Source organism: Kribbella orskensis, from assembly GCF_004342085.1.
Taxonomy (GTDB): Bacteria; Actinomycetota; Actinomycetes; order Propionibacteriales; family Kribbellaceae; genus Kribbella; species Kribbella orskensis.
Map to the genome: position 1 here is coordinate 1 of NZ_SLWM01000026.1, position 16,782 is coordinate 16,782.

The 16,782-nt window shown below is 69.1% G+C and carries 16 protein-coding genes; 9 read left to right on the forward strand and 7 right to left on the reverse strand.

Going from position 1 to position 16,782, the window contains the following annotated elements:
• Positions 1-493: 493 nt before the first annotated feature.
• Both metH and EV644_RS37795 read left to right on the forward strand, forming a co-directional pair.
• Positions 494-4,102 (forward strand): methionine synthase, encoded by a 3,609-nt coding sequence (gene metH / locus EV644_RS37790; RefSeq protein ID WP_132195738.1) that lies wholly within the window; start codon positions 494-496, stop codon positions 4,100-4,102.
• A gap of 15 nt (positions 4,103-4,117) precedes the next feature.
• Complete coding sequence (locus EV644_RS37795; protein WP_132195736.1) at positions 4,118-4,594, forward strand: GNAT family N-acetyltransferase; 477 nt, start codon at positions 4,118-4,120, stop codon at positions 4,592-4,594.
• Here EV644_RS37795 and EV644_RS37800 read toward each other — a convergent pair.
• On the reverse strand, positions 4,581-5,813 hold the full coding sequence (locus EV644_RS37800; protein WP_132195734.1) for an MFS transporter: 1,233 nt from the start codon (positions 5,811-5,813) through the stop codon (positions 4,581-4,583). The genes EV644_RS37795 and EV644_RS37800 overlap by 14 nt on opposite strands.
• A gap of 61 nt (positions 5,814-5,874) precedes the next feature.
• Here EV644_RS37800 and EV644_RS37805 point away from each other — a divergent pair, with 61 nt between their 5' ends.
• Together EV644_RS37805 and EV644_RS37810 are read left to right on the forward strand one after the other, a co-directional pair.
• The gene (locus EV644_RS37805) at positions 5,875-6,180 is read left to right on the forward strand and encodes an ArsR/SmtB family transcription factor (protein ID WP_199240233.1); all 306 of its coding nucleotides are present in this window, start codon (positions 5,875-5,877) and stop codon (positions 6,178-6,180) included.
• A 107-nt stretch (positions 6,181-6,287) separates the two neighbouring features.
• Entirely contained in the window at positions 6,288-7,139 is an 852-nt protein-coding gene (locus EV644_RS37810; RefSeq protein ID WP_132195732.1) for an HAD family acid phosphatase, read from the forward strand.
• 49 nt (positions 7,140-7,188) lie between these two features.
• Here EV644_RS37810 and EV644_RS37815 read toward each other — a convergent pair whose 3' ends face one another.
• Positions 7,189-7,860: a TetR/AcrR family transcriptional regulator gene (locus tag EV644_RS37815; RefSeq protein ID WP_132195730.1), complete on the reverse strand. Its 672-nt coding sequence runs from the start codon at positions 7,858-7,860 to the stop codon at positions 7,189-7,191.
• Positions 7,861-7,958: 98 nt separating this feature from the next.
• On the opposite strand from EV644_RS37815, the gene EV644_RS37820 reads away from it, so the two are divergent.
• Positions 7,959-8,888 carry an SDR family oxidoreductase gene (locus EV644_RS37820; RefSeq protein ID WP_132195728.1) on the forward strand — a complete coding sequence of 310 codons (930 nt, stop codon included), beginning with the start codon at positions 7,959-7,961 and terminating at the stop codon, positions 8,886-8,888.
• Positions 8,889-8,914: 26 nt separating this feature from the next.
• Positions 8,915-9,682, forward strand: coding sequence for a class I SAM-dependent methyltransferase (locus EV644_RS37825; RefSeq protein WP_132195726.1), 768 nt, complete (start codon positions 8,915-8,917; stop codon positions 9,680-9,682).
• Here the strand turns inward: EV644_RS37825 and EV644_RS37830 are convergent.
• Complete coding sequence (locus EV644_RS37830; protein ID WP_132195724.1) at positions 9,675-10,199, reverse strand: GNAT family N-acetyltransferase; 525 nt, start codon at positions 10,197-10,199, stop codon at positions 9,675-9,677. The genes EV644_RS37825 and EV644_RS37830 overlap by 8 nt on opposite strands.
• A gap of 103 nt (positions 10,200-10,302) precedes the next feature.
• Here EV644_RS37830 and EV644_RS37835 point away from each other — a divergent pair, with 103 nt between their 5' ends.
• Positions 10,303-10,671, forward strand: coding sequence for a YciI family protein (locus EV644_RS37835; RefSeq protein WP_132195722.1), 369 nt, complete (start codon positions 10,303-10,305; stop codon positions 10,669-10,671).
• A gap of 4 nt (positions 10,672-10,675) precedes the next feature.
• Here EV644_RS37835 and EV644_RS37840 read toward each other — a convergent pair whose 3' ends face one another.
• Both EV644_RS37840 and EV644_RS37845 read right to left on the reverse strand, forming a co-directional pair.
• Positions 10,676-11,245, reverse strand: coding sequence for a dihydrofolate reductase family protein (locus EV644_RS37840; protein ID WP_132195720.1), 570 nt, complete (start codon positions 11,243-11,245; stop codon positions 10,676-10,678).
• A gap of 3 nt (positions 11,246-11,248) precedes the next feature.
• Complete coding sequence (locus tag EV644_RS37845) at positions 11,249-11,788, reverse strand: dihydrofolate reductase family protein (protein WP_132195718.1); 540 nt, start codon at positions 11,786-11,788, stop codon at positions 11,249-11,251.
• 274 nt (positions 11,789-12,062) lie between these two features.
• On the opposite strand from EV644_RS37845, the gene EV644_RS37850 reads away from it, so the two are divergent.
• Positions 12,063-12,896: an SAM-dependent methyltransferase gene (locus EV644_RS37850; protein ID WP_132195716.1), complete on the forward strand. Its 834-nt coding sequence runs from the start codon at positions 12,063-12,065 to the stop codon at positions 12,894-12,896.
• 245 nt (positions 12,897-13,141) lie between these two features.
• Positions 13,142-14,191, forward strand: a complete 1,050-nt coding sequence (locus EV644_RS37855; RefSeq protein ID WP_132195714.1) for a DUF3800 domain-containing protein — start codon at positions 13,142-13,144, stop codon at positions 14,189-14,191.
• A gap of 135 nt (positions 14,192-14,326) precedes the next feature.
• Here the strand turns inward: EV644_RS37855 and EV644_RS37860 are convergent, their stop codons facing one another.
• Positions 14,327-15,247 (reverse strand): universal stress protein, encoded by a 921-nt coding sequence (locus EV644_RS37860; RefSeq protein WP_132195712.1) that lies wholly within the window; start codon positions 15,245-15,247, stop codon positions 14,327-14,329.
• A gap of 31 nt (positions 15,248-15,278) precedes the next feature.
• Entirely contained in the window at positions 15,279-16,625 is a 1,347-nt protein-coding gene (locus tag EV644_RS37865) for a dihydrolipoyl dehydrogenase family protein (RefSeq protein ID WP_199240234.1), read from the reverse strand.
• Between the last annotated feature and the right edge of the window lie 157 nt (positions 16,626-16,782).

Below are 16,782 nucleotides of genomic sequence, written 5' to 3' on the forward strand. Positions count from 1 at the left end.
ACGATCAACCGGCCGATACGAATTCGCCATACCCAATACTCGAACGCCCACCCGGTGACCCACACCACCGCCACACCCATTTCTCAACAGGCTCTCTAGGGCGCCAGCGGCCGGACAACCCGTCATCGGGCAAGCCCGGTGCGTGGCGTGGAGCCGCTGACGGTGGCGGGGGTGCAGCGGTGGGGACCGGGGACAACCTTTCGGGGTGTGGGCGGACCGCCTTGGGGGTGGTTGGTGGTTTCGGGAGGTCGCTGCCGCCGTGGGGGAGTCTGGGTCCCAACGGACTGGAGTCGACAGCGGCACTGCCTGGGGAGTCTCATATTATGGATGAAGTATCTCAGTAAGCGGGCAATCATTCGGCATGGCTGAGCTCGATCAGTAGGATTGCGGTCCAGGTCGAGAGGCGCTGCGACGGGCCCGCTGGGTTCGCCACGCTCGGCCTGGGGGTTTGACTGCAAGGGCGCCTCCGGATCTTTTCTGGAGGTGGGCCGAGGTGAACGAACGTCAGACGGAGTTGCGCACCCTGCTGGACCAGCGGGTGGCGGTTCTGGACGGCGCCTGGGGCACAATGCTGCAGGGCGCGAAGCTGACTCCCGAGGACTACCGCGGTGATCGCTTCGCCGACCACACTCACGACGTCAGCGGTGATCCCGATCTGCTGAACCTGATGCGCCCGGACGTGATCCTGGACGTCCACCGGCAGTACCTGAACGCCGGCGCCGACATCACCACCACCAACACCTTCACCGCGACCAGCATCGGCCAGGCCGACTACGGACTGCAGTCGCTCGTGCGGGAGATGAACCTCGAGGGTGCCCGGCTGGCCCGTCAGGCGGCCGACGAGGCCGGCGGCCGGTTCGTGGCCGGGTCGATCGGCCCGCTCAACGTCACCTTGTCGCTGTCCCCGCGCGTCGAGGACCCGGCGTACCGCGCGGTGTCGTTCGAGCAGGTCCGGGACTCGTACGCCGAGCAGATCTCCGCGCTGGCCGAGGGCGGTGTCGACCTGCTGCTGGTGGAGACGATCTTCGACACGCTGAACGCGAAGGCCGCGATCGCCGCCGCCCGCGAGGTGGCTCCCGACCTGCCGCTGTGGATCTCGGTGACGATCGTCGACCTGAGCGGCCGGACCCTGTCGGGCCAGACCGTCGAGGCGTTCTGGAGCTCGATCGAGCACGCCAAGCCGATGGTCGTCGGGGTGAACTGCTCGCTCGGCGCCGCGGAGATGCGCCCGCACGTCGCGGACCTGGCCCGCTTCGCCGACACGTACGTCGCGTCGCACCCGAACGCGGGACTGCCGAACGCCTTCGGCGGCTACGACGAGACCCCGGCGCAGACGGCCGAGATGCTCGCCGAGTTCGCGTCCTCGGGCCTGGTCAACATCGTCGGCGGCTGCTGCGGCACGACGCCCGCCCACATCGAGCGGATCGCCAAGTCGGTGCAGGGGATGGCGCCGCGCGAGGTCGCTCCGGCGAACACCGCCACCCGGTTCAGCGGCCTCGAACCGTTCTCGATCGGTGCGGACACCGGGTTCGTGATGATCGGTGAGCGGACCAACGTGACCGGTTCGGCGCGGTTCCGCCGGCTGATCGAGTCCGACAACCACCAGGCCGCGGTGGACGTCGCGCTGGAGCAGGTCCGCGGCGGCGCGAACCTGCTCGACGTGAACATGGACGCCGACCTGCTCGACAGCGAGCAGGCGATGACCACCTTCTTGAACCTGGTCGCGACCGAGCCCGAGGTGGCCCGGATCCCGATCATGATCGACAGCTCGAAGTGGTCGGTGCTCGAGGCCGGGCTCAAGTGCGTGCAGGGCAAGGGCGTGGTCAACTCGATCAGCCTGAAGGAGGGCGAGGAGGAGTTCCTCGACCGGGCCCGGCGGATCCGCGACTACGGTGCCGGTGCGGTGGTGATGGCCTTCGACGAGCAGGGCCAGGCCGACACCGTCGAGCGCAAGGTGGCGATCTGCGGCCGCGCGTACGACCTGCTGACGCAGATCGGCTTCCCGCCCGAGGACATCATCTTCGACCCGAACGTGCTCGCCGTCGCCACCGGGATGTCCGAGCACAACGGCTACGCCAAGAACTTCATCGAGGCGCTGCCGCTGATCAAGGAACGCTGTCCGGGCGTCCACATCAGCGGCGGGATCTCGAACCTGTCCTTCTCCTTCCGCGGCAACGACGTCGTCCGCGAGGCGATGCACTCGGCGTTCCTGTACCACGCGGGCCAGGTCGGCCTGGACATGGGAATCGTCAACGCCGGCCAGCTCGCGGTCTACCAGGACATCCCGGCTGACCTGCTGGAACTCGTCGAGGACGTGATCTTCGACCGGCGCGACGACGCCACCGACCGGCTGGTCAGCTTCGCCGAGAACGTGAAGGGCAAGGGCACCCAGCGCGAGATCGACCTGACCTGGCGGGAGGGCTCGGTCGAGGAGCGGCTGTCGCACGCGCTCGTGCACGGCATCGTGGACTTCATCGAGGACGACACCGAGGAGGCCCGGCTGACCAGGGCCCGGCCGCTCGAGGTGATCGAGGGCCCGCTGATGGACGGGATGAAGATCGTCGGCGACCTGTTCGGCGCGGGCAAGATGTTCCTGCCCCAGGTAGTGAAGAGCGCCCGGGTGATGAAGCGCTCGGTCGCCTACCTCGAACCGTTCATGGAGGCCGAGAAGGAGCAGGCCCGGCTGGAGGGCCGCGAGGAAGCGGTCCGCGGTCAGGGCAAGGTCGTACTCGCCACCGTCAAGGGCGACGTGCACGACATCGGCAAGAACATCGTCGGGGTGGTGCTCGGCTGCAACAACTACGAGGTGATCGACCTCGGCGTGATGGTGCCCGCGGCCCGGATCCTCGACACGGCGATCGCCGAGGGCGCCGACGTGGTCGGCCTGTCCGGGCTGATCACGCCGTCGCTGGACGAGATGGTCGCGGTGGCTGCCGAGATGGAGCGTCGCGGCCTCGACTTCCCGTTGCTGGTCGGTGGGGCGACCACCTCCAAGCAGCACACCGCGGTCCGGATCGCACCGGCGTACGGGAACACCACCGTGCACGTGCTGGACGCGTCCCGGGTGGTCGGCGTGGTGTCGGACCTGCTCGACGACGGCCGGGCCGAAGAGCTTGCCGTCAGCAACCGTGCGGCCCAGGAGATCCTCCGCGAGCAGCACGCCAACAAGCAGCGCAAGCCGGTGCTGCCGATCGAGCAGGCCCGGGCGAACCGCGAGCAGGTCGAGTACGGCGAGCTGCCGGTGCCGGCGTTCACCGGGCTGCGGGTCGAGGAGCCCGACCTGGAGACGCTGCGGGCGATGATCGACTGGCAGTTCCTCTTCCTGGCCTGGGAGTTGAAGGGCAAGTACCCGGCGATCCTGGAGCAGCCGGTCGCTCGCGAGCTCTTCGACGACGCGAACACGCTGCTGGACCAGATCATCGCGGACGGCTCCTTCACCGCGAAGGGCGCGTACGGGTTCTGGAACGCGCACAGCGAGGGCGACGACATCATTCTCGACGACCTGGGTGTCTCCTTCCCGATGCTGCGGCAGCAGACCGAGAAGCCGGAGGGCCGGGACAACCGCTGCCTGGCCGACTACGTCGCACCGGCCGGGGACTACCTCGGCGGGTTCGGCGTCGCCATCCACGGCGCCGAGGAGCTGGCCGCGCGGTACGAGGCGGACAACGACGACTACCGGGCGATCATGGTGAAGGCGTTGGCGGACCGGCTGGCGGAGGCGTTCGCCGAGTGGATCCACCTGGAGGCCCGCAAGGCCTGGTTCGAGCCGGACGCCGACCCGGTGCTGGAGGACCTGCACGCCGAGCGGTTCCGGGGGATCCGGCCCGCGCTGGGGTACCCGGCGAGCCCGGACCACAGCGAGAAGAAGCAGTTGTTCGACCTGCTCGAGGCGGAGAAGCTCGGCCTCGGCCTGACCGAGTCGTACGCGATGACGCCGGCCGCCGCGGTCAGCGGGCTGATCTTCGCCAGCCCGGCCGCGAGGTACTTCAGCGTCGGTCGCGTCGGCAAGGACCAGATCGAGGACTACGCCGCCCGCCGCGGTATGCCGCTGGCCGAGATCGAACGCTGGCTCCGCCCGAACCTCGCCTACGACCCGGACTGAACCGCCAGGGTGTTTATGACCGTCTCGCTGCGCGCTGCCACCGCTGCTGACGCCGATGCCGTCGCCTCCATCTGGTACGCCGGGTGGGGCGACGGGCACTTCGGGAATGTGCCGGAGGAACTCGTTGCCATCCGCACCAAGGAGTCGTTCTGGGAGCGGGTGCCGCCGCGCATCCCCGACACGACGGTCGCGGTGCTGGGTGACGAGGTCGCCGGGTTCGTGATGGTGGTGGCCGCCGAGGTCGAGCAGGTGTACGTGTCCGGCGAGCATCGCGGTTCCGGGGTCGCCGGGACGCTGATCGCCGAGGCCGAGCGGCAGGTCAAGGCCAACGGGTACGACGAGGCCTGGCTGGCTGTGGCCACCGGCAACGCCCGGGCCAGGCGGTTCTACGAGCGCAGCGGCTGGGCCGACGGCGGCGAGTTCGACTATCCGGCGACCACCGAGGCCGGGCCGATCCCCGTGCCCTGTCACCGGTACGTCAAGAAGGTCTGACCGCCTGGAGTCGCCTGGTGGCCGGCACGATCAGCAGCAGGGACGCGCAGACCAGGCCGAGTCCGGAGGCGAAGATCATCAGCGGGCGCTCACCGGTCACCGACGCGAGTGGTCCGGCGACCGAACGACCCAGCGCCATCGTGACGAGCGACCCCGCGACGTCGTACGCGTAGACCCGGTTGAGTAGTTCGGCGGGGACCTGGGTCTGCACGGTGGTGGACCAGATCACCGCCCAGAAGGCGATCCCGCTGCCGGCGATCGCCCAGCCGATCACCAGGACGACGAGGTTCGGGCTGAGGGCCGGGACCAGGGGGTAGATAGCGAACAGCGCCCAGCCGATCGAGCCGGCGGCCAGCGGCCGGGCCGGACGGATTCGGATGGCGAGCGTCCCGCCGACCGCTCCACCCGCACCGAAGGCGGCCAGGCCGATCCCCAACGCGGCCGAGTCGAGGTTGGTGACGATGAGTTCCGCGCCGATCGGCAGCGAGACGCCGACGACGAAGAACCCGTACAGCAAGAAGATCGTGATCACGCTGAACAACCAGGTGCGGGACCGGAACTCGTGCCAGCCTTCGGTCAACTGGGTCAGGAACGACGCCCCGGCCGCGGCTCTGGTCGTCTCCAGCCGCAGCGCGAGCAGGCAGAGCGCGCTGATCGCGTAGGTGGCCGAGTAGATCGCGAAGACGACGCTCGGTCCGGCCACGCTGACCAGCACGCCGGCCGCCGCCGGCCCGAGCACACCCGCCATCGACTCGGCGATCCGGAGTACTCCGTTGGCGCGCTGCACGTCGTCCGCGACCTGCGGGACCATGCTCGCCACGCCCGGCTGGAACATCGCGCTGGCGACACCACTGAGGAACTGCAGCACCACGATCGTGACCAGCGAGGGCGTCCCGAGCGCGAAGAGCACGGCCATCCCGGCGTGCAGGACGAACCGCGCGAGGTCGGCGAGCACCATCATCCGGCGAGCGGTGAACCGATCAGCCAGCACGCCGCCGACCAGCATGCACAGCGCCACCGCGGCCAACCAGGACCCCAGCGCGTAGCCGACGCCGCTCGCGCCGTACCCGGCTTGGAGCACGCCGACCGACAACGCCACCGGCAGCATGGCGTCACCCAGCAGCGAGGTGGTGCGCGCCCCGAAGTACAGGCGGAAGTTGGGTGACCACAGCGTCCGCGCCGGGACGACGACGGTCGGCAGGTCGGTGGTGCAGCTCATTCCGTCGGCTCCTCGGGGACTCATCAGTGACGGCTGATGAGTCAGAAGATATCATCGACGGATGATGCAAGGTCAAGGTGTTCCAGCGCCGCTGATGCTCGAGGTCGGCCGGGCGCTGAGTTGCGAGGTCAGGCTGTCGCTGCTGATGGCGCTGGCCGACGGCGAGGCCACCGTGAGCCAGTTGGTGGACCACACCGGAACCACCCAGCCGAACGTCTCCAACCACCTCGCCGTACTGCGGTCCGTCGGGCTCGTCGCCAGTCAGCGCGACGGCCGGACGGTGCATTACGAACTGGCCTCGCCGGAGGTGGGCAACCTGGTCAAGGCCCTGGTCGCGGTCGCCTCGGAGCCGTCGGACCGGCGCTGACGACGCTCGCCGGAGGATTTCCCTGGACTTGGGTGCGGGGGAGGAGCGGTCGGCAAGGACGGGGTTAGTTTGCTTTTGCAAGCTTTCGTCCTGGGAAGAGGGTCATCATGTTCAACCGTTCCTGGCGCCGGCCATCGCGCCGGCTGCTCCTCACCGGTGTCGCCACCCTGGCCGTCGCCTCCGTCGCCGGCGGTGTCGCGTACTCCGCCGGGGTCGCCTCCCAGCAGCCGGCGATCCAGACGTCGACGCCGCGGTCCGAGAAGCAGGTCACCAACATCGACGTCCTGCGCCAGCAGCTCCGCAACTACTACGGCGATCCGCTGGGCACCGGCACCTTCGGCGCGAACAGCAACTACGCCAAGGAGGCGACCTCGGTGGCCGCGTCCGGTAAGCGCTGGCTGACCGGTAGTCACCACACCCGCGGCACCAAGGCGATCCTGCTGGACGTCGACGACACTTCGCTGGCCACCTGGAACTACGAGATCTTCAGCAACTGGGCGTTCAACCCGACGACGAACGGCACCTTCGTCACCGAGCAGCGGTTCCCGGCGGTCCCGGGCATGGTCGACCTGGTGACGACGGCCGAGCGCGAGGGATACGCGATCTTCTTCCTGACCGGCCGGGGTGCTGCCCAGGAGCAGGCGACACTCGGCAATCTCACCGCGGACGGCGTCGGCATCGACGCGGGATTCCCGAAGCCGACCGGGCTGCGCAACGGTGAGGACGGCCTGTTCACCAAACCGGCCGTCGCCGACTACCCGGCCTACCTGCAGAAGGCGTGTGCCAACGACCCGAACGGTTCCTGCACGACGATCCACTACAAGTCCGCGACTCGCGCTCACATCGAGTCGCTCGGCTACGACATCGTGGCCAACTTCGGCGACCAGTTCAGCGACCTGAAGGGCGGCTTCGCCGACCGCACCTTCAAGCTCCCGAACCCCAACTACTACTTGCCGTAAGCAACAACTCCTGGGCCGGCCCGGCGCTACGCACTGGGCCGGCCCACTGCTACGCCGGGCCGGCCAGCAGACCCCGCAGATGAATCTCGAGGGTCTCCTGGAGGTCGGCTGCGAACTCCATCCGCAGCGCCGCCAACTCGGGATCGCGGTCGTAGACGGCGAGGATGGCCGACGCGGGGTTGGCGTGGGCCCAGATCGCGCCGATCAGCATGCTGGCGGCGGCGATGAACCGTCCGGCGCCGTCCTCGCCCAGCTCCGGCAGCGTGCCGAGCAGGACCCGGACCAGGTCGCGGTAGCCGGCGATCGCGGCGCGCTTGAACCGCAGCGCCACGTCGGTCGAGATGTTGTGCTCCAGCACGGACGCCTGTGCACTCACCAGCGCGCAGAACATCGGCCTCGACGCCAAGGTCGCCACCACGGTCTCCACCAGCCGTCGCACCCGCGCATCCACCGACTCGCCGGAAGCCGGTACTCCGAGCGCGTCCTCGAGTTGCCGCGTCCAGTCGCGCATCTCCGTGTCGAGGAGTTCCAGAAGGACGGCCTCGCGCGACTCGAAGTACTTCAGCACGTTCGACTTCGCCAACCCCACGCGCCGGCTCAGCTCGTTCAGGCTCAGGTCCGCGACCGGCATCTCGGCCAGCATCGCGGCCGCGGTCTCGAGGATCGCCTCGCGCCGGACGGCCCGCTGCTCCTCGCTGCGGGCGCGCTGGAAAGTCGTCATCGTCACAGTCTACAGACCGCTGGTCTGTTGTCATCAGACCAGCGGTCTGATAGCGTCCTTCATAACAGACCACCAGTCTTTTACTGAAGGAGCGCCCCATGTACGTCGTCCCGGACCAGACCGGCAAGTACGCCGTCGTCACCGGCGCCAACAGCGGCACCGGCAAGGAGACCGTCCGGCGACTGGCCGGTGCCGGAGCCCGCGTGGTGATGGCCGTTCGCACCCTCGCCAAGGGCGAAGCGGCCCGCGCCGAGATCCTCGCGCAGTACCCGAACGCCCAGCTCGAAGTGCGGCGGATCGATCTCGCGGACCTCGCCTCCGTGCGGGAGTTCGCGGACGGGCTGATCGCGGACGGCACACCGATCGACCTGCTGGTGAACAACGCGGGGGTGATGGCGCCGCCGACCCGGATGGCCACGACCGACGGCTTCGAGCTGCAGTTCGGCAGCAACTTCCTCGGCCCGTTCGCACTGACGCTGCGGCTGCTCCCGTTGCTGCTGGCCGCGCCGGCTCCGCGGGTCGCCACGATGAGCAGCGGTACGGCGAACTTCGGGCGGATCCACTTCGACGATCTCCAGTGGGAGCGGAGCTACCGGTCGACCACGTCGTACGCGCAGTCCAAGCTGGCGGACCTGATGTTCGCGCACGAGTTGGCTGCGGTGGCGGCCGAGCGCGGGTGGAACCTGATGAGCACGGCGGCGCACCCGGGCTACACCAGGACCAACCTCCAGACCGCCGGAGCGAGTCTCGGTCGCGACAAGCTGCCGTGGTGGCACTCCTTCGTGGAGCGGTTCAACCCGCTGCCGTCTCAGGGAGTCGAGCAGGGCGCCGAGCCGCTGCTGTTCGCGGCGACCAGCCCAGAGGCCAAGGCCGGCGCGTACTACGGACCAAGTCAGCGTCTCGGTCTGGTCGGCCCGACGAAGCTGGCCAACGCCCCGCGCCGATCGCTCGACGCGGAGACCAATGCGCGACTCTGGTCAGTGGCCGAGAAGCTCACCGGAGTATCGCTCTCGACGGTGGTCCGCTGACGACGGTGCAGGCTTATCCTGCCGAGATGGACGAATGGTCGAGTGGTGAGATCTACGAGTCGTACGTCGGCCGCTGGAGTCGCCTGGTCGCGAAGGAGTTCGTGGCCTGGCTCGACCAGCCCGAGGCCCTGACCTGGCTCGACGTCGGCTGCGGGACCGGCGCCCTGACCAGCACGATCCTCAGTACTGCGTCCCCGGCGGCGGTGCTCGGTGTGGATCGCTCGGCCGGGTTCGTCGACTACGCGCGGAAGACCGTGCAGGACGAGCGAGCCCGCTTCGAGGTCCGCTCGGCCGAGGAACTGACGGACGAGTCGTTCGACGTTGTCGTCTCGGGGCTGGTGCTCAACTTCCTGCCGGATCGGGTCGAGGCACTGCGCAAGCTGCGGTCGATCGGGAAGACCGTCGCGGTCTACGTCTGGGACTACGCGGACGGCATGCAGCTGATGAAGTATTTCTGGGACGTCGTCGGTGACCTGCGGCCGGCGGATCGCGACCAGGACGAGGGGCTCAGGTTCCCGTTCTGCAGCGCGGAGGGACTGGAGGGCCTGTTCACCGAGGCGGGGTTCGCGGACGTCACCACCCGGGCGATCGACGTACCGACGGTGTTTGCCTCGTTCGACGACTACTGGAAGCCTTTCCTCGGTGGCCAGGGCGTTGCCCCGGCCTACCTGCGCACGCTCGACGAATCCGCGCAGGCTGCCGTTCGGGACGTTCTCCGGGACAGGTTGCCGACCGAGGCGGACGGCTCGATCGACCTGACCGCGCGGGTCTGGGCGGCCCGAGCCGTCAGCTGAGCCAGTCGGAACGGAGCAGGCCGAAGAGCAGGTCGTCGGTCCACTCGCCCTTGAACCACGTGTTGGCGACCCGCAGACCTTCCTGCCGGAAGCCGAGCCTTGTCAGCAGTCGCGCCGACGACTCGTTGCGCGCGTCGCACTCCGCGGAGACCCGGTGGATGTTCCGTTCGCGAAAGAGGTGGTCGAGCAATCCCCGCACAGCCTCCGTGGCGTAGCCCTTGCCCTGGTACGCGGGCGCGAGGGTGTAGCCGAGGTCCGCCTGCCTCAGGTTGTCATGCAGCTTGAGGCCGATGTCCCCGATCAGTACTCCGTCGAGGTCGATCGCGTACTGGAACCACCCGGCCTGGGTGGGATCACCTTCCGCGTACTGCGCGACCGTCGTACGGGCTGTCTCCAAGCTGACGGGTGTGTCCCACGACTGGTAGCGGGCAACCTCCGGCGCCGAGCGGTACGCCGCGAACGCGTCCGCGTCGCCGGGCTGGAAGCGTCGCAGCGTGAGCCGGTCCGTCGAGATCATCCACCCAGTATCGGGTGGCAGCCAGTCGCGGATGTCAAGAACAGCAGGTCTGTCTCGTACTTCTCGTGAGGGTCGCGGTGAGCGGCCGGAGCGGAGGTGGGCGATGAGGTACCTGCTGATCATGCAGGTCAACACGGCTGTGCTGGCGCGCCTCACGGAGGAGCAGCGCAAGGCGGTGCACGCCGGGCATCAGGAGTTCCAGCGGGTGGCGTCGGAGGCGGGGGAGCTGATCAGTACGCAGGCGCTCGCCGATCCGTCGACGAGCACGGTACTGTGCAGCCGCGGCGGCGTACCGGCGGTGTCGCACGGGCCGTTCCGGGAAACGGACGAGTTCATGGGCGGCTACTACCTGATCGACGTGGATAGCAAGGAGCGGGCGATCGAGCTCGCCGACCTGCTGCCCGACACCAGGATCGACGGACTCGCCGTGGAGATCCGCGCGGTGATGTACTCCGCCGGCGCCGACTTCTGAAGGCCTAGACGAGGCCCGCCCTGACGCCGTACCGCAGGAAGACCACGCCGTTGGCGAATCGCCGCTCATCCAGCAGTTCGAGGTCGACGCGGACGTCGGCCGGGAAGAACGGGTTGCCGCCACCGACGATCGCCGGTCCGACGAAGACCTGGTACTCGTCGACCAGGCCGGCTTTGATCGCCTGCGCCGCGAGGTGCGGGCCGTCGACGGTGAGGTCCCGGTCGGACTCGGCCTTCAGCTTGCGCGCCGCGTCCGGGTCGAAGGTTCGCTCGATCCGGGTCCGCTCGCTGGCGACCTCGTTCAGCGTGGTGGAGTAGACGATCTTGTCGGCGACCTGCCAGACCCGCGCATACTCCACGACGAAGGGCGGCTGCCCGGGCTCCTTGTGCGCCGTTTCCCAGTAGACCATCGTCTCGTACATCCGCCGGCCGTACAGGTAGGTGCCGACCGATCGGAACTGCTCGTTGACGAACTCGTGCACCTCCTGATCCGGAGCACCCCAGCCGAAGTTGCCGTCGGCATCGCTGACGAAGCCGTCGAGCGACGTGATCATCGAGTAGATGAGTTTGCCCATCGGTCACACCACCTTGAACCAGAGGCTGGTGGCCAGGGGCACCTGGCCGACTGAGAGGCGTTCCAGTTTGGTGTTGCGGCCGCCCGGGTGGTTGAAGAGGGAGACACCGTCGCCGAGAAGGACGGGGGCGATGAGGGTCAGGACCTCGTCGAGTTGGCCGGCCTCCAGGCACTGTTTGCCCATGCTCGCGCCCATGACGTTGACGTACTTGTCGCCGGCGGCTTCCTTGGCCTGCGCCAGGGCAGTGGCGAAGTCGTCGACGAACGTCGTGTTCGGTGGAGCGGTGGCGGGGAGGTGGTGGGTGACGACGAACTGCGGGCCCTCCCAGCCGCCGCCGAAGGCCTTGCCCTCGCCCTCGTCGCCCTTGTGCGGATCGTCCCCGTCGTACGTCCGGCGCCCGACGAGCAGGGCGCCGATCCGCCCGATCAGCTCGTCGATCTCCGGGTTGGGGCCGAGGTACTCCGTCATCCATGACATGTCCCCGCCGGGTCCGGCGATGAAGCCGTCCAACGACATCGTCACCGAGTACAAGACCTTCGCCATGATGTGTGTCTCCTCCGAGTTTCCGGTTGTGTCTCAGTAGAGACGAGCAGGCCCGGAAAAACTCATCGCAACGCGGTCGGTCGGTGATCGCGACGCGGTCACCAGGTCCAGGTGTTCGGAGGATCAGGGGTGTCACCGGTCCGGTCCCACGGATCTCGGTCTGGACAACTGTCAGGAAGGACCTGTGCACCGGGCCTACGCAGACCGGTGCCGGGGTAGCCTCCGGTAATCATGAATTTCGGATCCGGGTAGTTCTGATTCAGGAGGCTGGGCGATGGGCGAGGGGGGCGACGTCCGATCGCGCACGCCTGAGGTCGATACCAACCGGCCTAGCGGGGCCCGGGTCTACGACCTGTTCCTCGGTGGGAAGAACAGCTTCGAGATCGACCGGCAGTTGTATCGGCAGATCCTGAAGATCGCTCCCGAGACGCCCGAGCTCGCCAAGGAGAACCGTCGCTGGCTCGCCAAAGTCGTCGACCTGATGGCTCGCGACCGGGGGATCGACCAGTTCCTCGACCTCGGTTCCGGCCTGCCGACCTCCGAGAACACCCACGAGGTCGCGCAGAAGGCCGCTCCGGACGTGACCGTGGTGTACGTCGACAACGACCCGACGGTGATCTCGCACGGCCAGGCTCTGCTCGCCGACGAGTGGCAGCGGGTCTACTTCGCGGCCGCGGATCTCACCGAACCGGCTGCCGTCCTCTCGGATCCGACCGTGACCGGCGCACTCGACCTGAACCGGCCCGTCGGGCTGATCCAGTGCCTGGTGCTGCACTGCATCGCCGATCTCGCGCAGGCCCGCGGAGTCGTGGCCGGCTATGTCGACGCGCTCCCGGCCGGCTCGTACCTGGCGGTGACGCATGCGACCAACCCGCGCGACGGCAGCCGTCTCGCCGAGTTCGCGACCTCGGTGGAGGACAAGGTCCGCACGGCCTTTCCCTCGATGACGTTCCGTACCGCGGACGAGATCGCCTCGCTCTTCACCGGACTCGAGCTCGTCGGCCCGGGGCTGGCCGGCCTCGGCGACTGGTGGCCGACCGACGGCAGCCGACGCACCCCGGGCGGAGCCAGCCGCCTCCTGCTCGGAGGACTCGCCCGCAAGCCCTGACGGCCAGTGCCGCGGCCTTGACAGCCAGGGCCGAGGCGAAACCCGGTGACAGGTCACCGGTGGTTCGCCGATGATGGGGTGCATGTCTGCTGGAACGGCTGCTGCCGCTCACTGATCCGCGGGATCCCCGTGTGATCCCTGTGTGATCACCACCGGCCACCTCGCGTGGTGCCGGTGCCCGACCCGGCCTGCGCGGCCGGGATCTTCGGCGTGCAGCCACGTTTCCCCAGGGAGCAGCCATCCCCATGCATTCGCGTCCTCTCGAGATCGCCTGTGACGAGTCCGGATTCACCGGCACCAACCTGCTCGATCCCACCTCGCCCGTGATCACCCATGCCGGCGTTCACCTCGACCGCCCGGCAGCGGCGGAGTACGTCGCGCTGGTCCGGGCGAGATTCCGCCACACCAGCACGGAGTACAAGGCGACCCAGATGCTCCGGCAGCGTCCGGTGCTGGAGTGGTTGCTCGGCTCGCTGCGCGGCGTCGGGCACGTGCACCTGACCGACAAGCCGTTCTTCATCACCTGCCGCATCGTCGACTTCCTGCTCGGCGAACCCACGTACGCCGCGGGCACCAGCCTGGCGACAGAACTCCGCCCCGCGGCCGTGACTCTGTACCGCGACGGCCCGGCGGTCTTCGGTCAGCTGAGGTGGCGCGCATTCCTGGCCACTTTCGTCAAGGTGATGCGGACCAAACGCCGCCAAGTGATCAACGCAGCCGCCGTCGACGAGTTCTACGCCACCCTCGGGGACCTTCGTTCCACACTCCCGAAGCGACAGGAATCCGACAGCCTGCAAGGGATTCTCGACCACCTGAGCAAGTCCCGGCCGCAGCTCGAAGAGGTGCTCACCCTCCTCCTCGACGACCGCTCGTCAGTGCCACCGGCCCTCGAACCCCTGCTCCCAGCGCTCCTCGAAACCGCACTCCACTGGAGCACCGCACTGGACTGGAGCGGGGGCGGCCGCTCCGTCGCCATCGTCCACGACGAGCAGAGTGCCCTGACCCGGCATCGCGTCGCTCAGGTCCAGGCGATCCTCGCTGAGGTCTCCTCCGGCCCGCCGCCGCTCCTGAGCGTCACGATGACCGACTCCCGCACGGACCCTCGGGTCCAGCTCGCGGACCTCCTCGCCGGCGCCGCCCGCCACATCGCCGTCGCCGAACTCCACTCCCGCTCGGACCCGGCCCTCACCGAGCTCCTCCGGCCCTACCTCTCCCACAACTCCCTCTGGCCGGACGCCCCAAGCTGGCAGCGCCCGACCGGAGCGCCGGAAATCCGATCCGTGACGAGCCGTTGACGAACAGCCACCAACTCGGCCGACGGCGACATCGTCACCCAGCCAGGATCGAGCTTCACCTTCAGCGGTCAGTGACCCACTGAGACCACGGGCCCCCACAAGCGCTGTGGGGGCCCGTGGCACTGCTCCTCCGGCTCACCAGGTGCCGGTCACGTCGACGGTGGTTCCCGCGATGACGATCGGGCCGCGCCGGGAGCGCAGGACGGCCTCACTCGAGGACGAGGTGAACACCCGGTGCAGGCGTCCGTGGGGGCGTGCGTCGAGCACCGTCAGGGCAGCACCCGCGGACTCGCTTGCCAGCGCGAAAGGAGAGGCGCGGCGGAAGCGCACCTCGGGGAAGGCATCCTGGCACATGCGCAGGGCCTCCTTGAGGACAGGTCTGGCCGGTTTGGCCAGCACCGTGACTCCGACCCCGCGACGCAGGGCGGCACGGAAGGCCACTCCCAACGCCGGCCTCGGGTCCCCGGTCTCGCCCAGGCACGCGACCACCCGTCCCGCCGAGGGCCCTCGCGCTTCGTGGCCGAGCAGATCGACGATCGCCACCGGGCCCGCCGCCCGGCGGGCCACCCGCAGGCCGGGCGGTTCGGATAACGGGGTGGTCCAGTGCGCGCGGGAGCAGCGGCCGAGGACGATCAGGGAGTCCCACCGGCCCTCCCGGAGCACCGCTTCGGCGGGGGAGCCGCCTTGGAGGTGGGTGCTGACCCGCAGCGTCGGCGCGATGCGGCGAGCGCGCCTCGCGGCCTCCTCGACGATCAGCCCGGCGGCCAGTTCGGCCTGCGGATCCCGGTGCACCATCATGAGCCCGCCGAACGCGTCCATCGGGAAGGCCGACCAGGTGTAGGCGTGCACGATCCGGAGGACGCTGCCGCGGGCGGCCGCCTCGGCGGCGGCCCAGTCCAGCACCCCCCACCCCTTCGGGTGGCCGTCCACTGCGACGAGGACCGAACCCGACTCCTCGCGCAGTGGCAGGCCGATCGTCTTCCGCCGGCCGGGCGTGGGGGCCGCCCGGACCGGCGGCCTCACCTCGTCTGCTTGCAGCCGGCGGAAGAACTTCATCAGTGGCTCCGTTCTGAGTGACCAGGTGGCGTCAGCGCGCGGCGATGTGTTGCTGGAGCGCGTGCAGTGCGGAGACGTAGATCTCCGAGAAGGTCGGGAACGGCTGGATGGTGTCCACCAGCACGTCGAGCGGGAGCCGGGCCCGGATCGCCAGCGTGGCCTGCTGCAGCCATTCGCCCGCTTCCGGGCCGAGGGCATAGGCGCCGGTGAGCCGGTCACCGTCGCTCAGCAGCGTGAGGAAGCCGTTCGACTCCGCGTAGGCCCGCGTGTACGTCGCTGTCTTGGCGACCTCCGCTACCGGGACGGTCGAGCTGAACACGTCCTCACCGACGCCCACCGAAGCCGCCGCCGGATCGGTGAAGGCGACCCGCGGGACCGCCTCGTAGTTGGTCTGCCGCGATCCGCCCAGCAGGTGATCGGCGACCACATCGCCCTGGTACTTGCCGACGTGGGTGGTCGGCCAGATCCCGGTGACGTCGCCGATCGCGAAGAGCCGATCGCCGGCGCGCAGGTGTTCGTCGACCGGGATCCCGTCCGGTTCGGGCTCGATGCCGACCGTCTCGAGGCCGATCCCGTTCACCCGCGGCCGCCGGCCGGTGGCGACCAGCAGGCGATCCCCGCGCAACTCCGTGCCGTCGTCGAACTCCACCACGTACTCCGAGCCGTCGCGCCGGGCTGCGATCGCCTGTACTCCGAGGGCGATTTCCACACCCTCCCGGCGGAGCACCGCCGCGACGGCTTCACCCAGCGGCGCGGGTTCCCGTGAGAGCAGGTGTTGTCCCCGGTTGGCGAGAACGACCTCGCCGCCGAGGCGGAGTACGGCCTGGGCCATCTCGACGCCGACCGGGCCGCCGCCGAGGATGACCAGGCGACGCGGGATCGCTGTCATCGCGGTCACCTCGCGGTTGGTCCAGATCCCCTCGAGGTCGCCGAGCCCGGGGATCGGCGGAATGACGGGGTCCGCACCGGTCGCGACGACGACATTTGCCGCGGTGTACCGGACACCGTCGACCTCGACCGCCCCGGGACCGGCGAGCCGGCCGCTGCCGCGGATCAGGGCGATGCCGGCCTTCGCCAGCCACCGCTCCTGACCCACGTCGGTGTGGTCGGACACCATGAAGTCGCGCCAGGCCAGGGCTTTCGCGACGTCCACCTCGGCGACACCCTCGGCGTCGCGAGCCGCTTGGACGGCCTCGCCCGCCCGCAACAACGTCTTGGACGGGATGCACGCCCAGTACGAACACTCGCCGCCGACCAACTCCCGTTCGACCAGCGCGACCCGCAGCCCACCCTCGGCCAGCGCGCCGGCGCAGTGCTCGCCGGGTGCCCCTCCGCCCATCACGATGACGTCGTAGTCGTAGTCGTTCTTCGTCTCCACGGTCGGACCTCTCTGGCGTGGTCGGGGCAGCACTCCGGCGGTACCGCCACGTTCACCGTCGCCCGACGGGCCATCCGTTCGCGCCCGGGAGATGCCCTGGCCATGCCCTGGTCATCCCTGGCCCAGGGCCGGGCGCGGGGTGTCAGCCACTCAAAGG

Excerpts from the sequence above, each read along its gene's own strand:
- EV644_RS37810 (WP_132195732.1), top strand. The coding sequence starts at position 6,288 with ATGTTCAACCGTTCCTGGCGCCGGCCATCGCGCCGGCTGCTCCTCACC.
- EV644_RS37840 (WP_132195720.1), bottom strand. The coding sequence starts at position 11,245 with ATGGGCAAACTCATCTACTCGATGATCACGTCGCTCGACGGCTTCGTC.
- EV644_RS37805 (WP_199240233.1), top strand. The coding sequence starts at position 5,875 with ATGATGCAAGGTCAAGGTGTTCCAGCGCCGCTGATGCTCGAGGTCGGC.
- EV644_RS37820 (WP_132195728.1), top strand. The coding sequence starts at position 7,959 with ATGTACGTCGTCCCGGACCAGACCGGCAAGTACGCCGTCGTCACCGGC.
- EV644_RS37825 (WP_132195726.1), top strand. The coding sequence starts at position 8,915 with ATGGACGAATGGTCGAGTGGTGAGATCTACGAGTCGTACGTCGGCCGC.
- EV644_RS37860 (WP_132195712.1), bottom strand. The coding sequence starts at position 15,247 with ATGAAGTTCTTCCGCCGGCTGCAAGCAGACGAGGTGAGGCCGCCGGTC.
- EV644_RS37815 (WP_132195730.1), bottom strand. The coding sequence starts at position 7,860 with ATGACGACTTTCCAGCGCGCCCGCAGCGAGGAGCAGCGGGCCGTCCGG.
- EV644_RS37830 (WP_132195724.1), bottom strand. The coding sequence starts at position 10,199 with ATGATCTCGACGGACCGGCTCACGCTGCGACGCTTCCAGCCCGGCGAC.
- EV644_RS37845 (WP_132195718.1), bottom strand. The coding sequence starts at position 11,788 with ATGGCGAAGGTCTTGTACTCGGTGACGATGTCGTTGGACGGCTTCATC.
- EV644_RS37795 (WP_132195736.1), top strand. The coding sequence starts at position 4,118 with ATGACCGTCTCGCTGCGCGCTGCCACCGCTGCTGACGCCGATGCCGTC.
- EV644_RS37855 (WP_132195714.1), top strand. The coding sequence starts at position 13,142 with ATGCATTCGCGTCCTCTCGAGATCGCCTGTGACGAGTCCGGATTCACC.
- EV644_RS37835 (WP_132195722.1), top strand. The coding sequence starts at position 10,303 with ATGAGGTACCTGCTGATCATGCAGGTCAACACGGCTGTGCTGGCGCGC.
- EV644_RS37850 (WP_132195716.1), top strand. The coding sequence starts at position 12,063 with ATGGGCGAGGGGGGCGACGTCCGATCGCGCACGCCTGAGGTCGATACC.
- EV644_RS37800 (WP_132195734.1), bottom strand. The coding sequence starts at position 5,813 with ATGAGCTGCACCACCGACCTGCCGACCGTCGTCGTCCCGGCGCGGACG.